Raw genomic sequence first — 2,133 nt, 5'->3', positions numbered from 1 at the left:
TCATATGCTGTTTAACCAGCGTCTGATATCGGCGGGTAAGGCGAGAGTCAATCCCGCCAACAGATAGGTTGAAATCATTCTGCAAAGTAATAACAGGTATCACGATAAATGTGTAGATACCTATGCCCTGGCTGCCGCGTCAAGGCAGCGCCCGCAGCAACCGCTGGCTAGCCCCTTAAAGCAGCCGGGTTACCGAACACACCCCCCAACGGGCCAGCTGACTTGCGCGCCTTCCGCGTTGTGCCGCGGGGGGCCGGCCTCCCCGGCCTGTAACGTCGGGTCTGTAAATGGGTGCTGTCGCGGCCTGACGATGACTCAAGGTACGGCACGGCGTCAGGTCATCACTCTATCGCGCGGCGGCATCAGCAAAAAACGGCATCCGGCGGACGGGATCATCACGCCATTATCATCCAGCATTTCCAGCGAATTGCCCGCCGGACGGAAAAAGTGCTTTTTGCCCGTCGCATTTTCCACCAGCGTTAATTTGTCGGCGGTACGCGCCCATTGACCCGCGCTGGATTGTACGCGGTCGACGCGGACGCCGGTGCTGTAGAGCTGTTGCATGACAAAGGTGCCATTTTCAGCGAGAAATAATGAGGTTTCAATTGCCTCGCGGTTTTCGCCCGGCAACGTCCCTTGATAATACTGCTGCATGGGCGTAAAGGCCCCATCCGCCGCCGGCGGCGCGATATGGCAGCCGGGCAATACGCTGCCGCTAAGCGTAATGACTAAAATCAATATCAATCTTTTCACCCGGTTCTCCTTTTATCTTCTGGTTAGCGAGAGGGTGGTCGATGATATTATTACATTCAAACTAAATAAAAGTTCTCTACATTATCAGTTAACAGAGTAATAGGGCACTTTCCAGATTATTCTTAATCAACGCGCCGGCTGTCCAGGGTGCTCCCGCGCGGTGATCTGCCGCCGTACCGGGCTAATACGCACGCTACTGCCACACCTCTAAGGCAATCTCCAACTGTTGGTCGGCATGGGATAACCAGATAAGGCCATCCTGCAGCGTCGCCTGCAGCACCATCGAACGCTGCACCAGACTCGCCAGTGCATTAAGCTGTTCATCGTCGATGAAGCGTACCGACAAATTTGCCTGCGCGGACAACAACGGCTGGTTTTGCTGCCACCAAACGCGGGCGGCGCGCGCATTATAGGCGTACAGCACGACATGACGGGCCTGATGGCAAGCCTTGCGTAAGCGTTTTTCGTCCGGCAGGCCCAGTTCAATCCACCATTCCACTGCGCCATGGTCATTTCGCCACCACAGCGCCGGCTCCTCTTCCGCGCTCAGTCCACGGGTGAATTCCAGGCGCTCGTGGGCGTGACATAGCCAAGCCAGTAACCGCAACATCATTCGCTGCGGGGTTTCCGAGGGGTGTTGCGCCAATACCAGATTGGCTTCAGAATAATAATTGCGGTCCATATCGGCAATATTGACCGTGGCTTTGTGGATGGTAGCTTTCAGCGCCATTGTGATTTCCCTTTTTTGGTGATGACGGCAGTGTACTCGACTTCGCCGGTTGGCGGCCAGCAGCGCCGGTTTACGGGCCTGTTGACCGCGACGTCCGCGCCTTTTCTTAAAGGATTGGCGGCGCTCTGTGCTATAGTCGTTTAAGGAATAACTGTTGATTGATGTGTGGGATCGCCGGCAATTCGCGGTCTATCCTTCCTCAGGGAACAGGCGGCATTTACCGCCCAATAAATGTAGGTGAGCGCTTATGACTATGAATGAAGAATATCAGCCCATTAACTGTGATGACTACGATAATCTTGAGCTCGCCTGTACGAGCCATTGGGTATTGAACCTGACGCTCCGTAACGGGGAAACAGTGGCCGGCGCGGCACGCGAAATGCTGTCGAGAAAGCGCGTTGAATATCTGGTGATCGAGCAGGCGGGCGTCAGACAGGACATCCGGCTGGATCATATTGCCAGTTTCACCCATCCCGAACTGGGCACCGTGGTGGTCAGCGCAGAATAACCCCCTCCCCCTTGTGCATAGGTATCTACACATTTATCGTGATACCTGTTATTACTTTGCAGAATGATTTCAACCTATCTGTTGGCGGGATTGACTCTCGCCTTACCCGCCGATATCAGACGCTGGTTAAACAGCATATGAC

General features: G+C 54.6%; 3 protein-coding genes. 1 reads left to right on the top strand and 2 read right to left on the bottom strand.

What is annotated here, in order from left to right; translation table 11 throughout:
- Window positions 1–333: 333 nt before the first annotated feature.
- Window positions 334–753, bottom strand: a complete 420-nt coding sequence (locus CINSTRO3249_RS15365) for a copper resistance protein NlpE N-terminal domain-containing protein (protein ID WP_074013859.1) — start codon at window positions 751–753, stop codon at window positions 334–336.
- 193 nt (window positions 754–946) lie between these two features.
- Window positions 947–1,483, bottom strand: a complete 537-nt coding sequence (locus tag CINSTRO3249_RS15360) for a YaeQ family protein (RefSeq protein ID WP_074013858.1) — start codon at window positions 1,481–1,483, stop codon at window positions 947–949.
- 247 nt (window positions 1,484–1,730) lie between these two features.
- On the opposite strand from CINSTRO3249_RS15360, the gene rof reads away from it, so the two are divergent.
- Window positions 1,731–1,991, top strand: a complete 261-nt coding sequence (gene rof / locus CINSTRO3249_RS15355) for a Rho-binding antiterminator (RefSeq protein WP_074013857.1) — start codon at window positions 1,731–1,733, stop codon at window positions 1,989–1,991.
- The last annotated feature ends 142 nt before the right edge of the window (window positions 1,992–2,133 follow it).

Source organism: Candidatus Sodalis sp. SoCistrobi (assembly GCF_900143145.1).
Taxonomy (GTDB): Bacteria; Pseudomonadota; Gammaproteobacteria; order Enterobacterales; family Enterobacteriaceae; genus SoCistrobi.
Note: the sequence above shows the minus strand (reverse complement) of the source record. Positions and strands in the feature narration are given on the sequence as shown.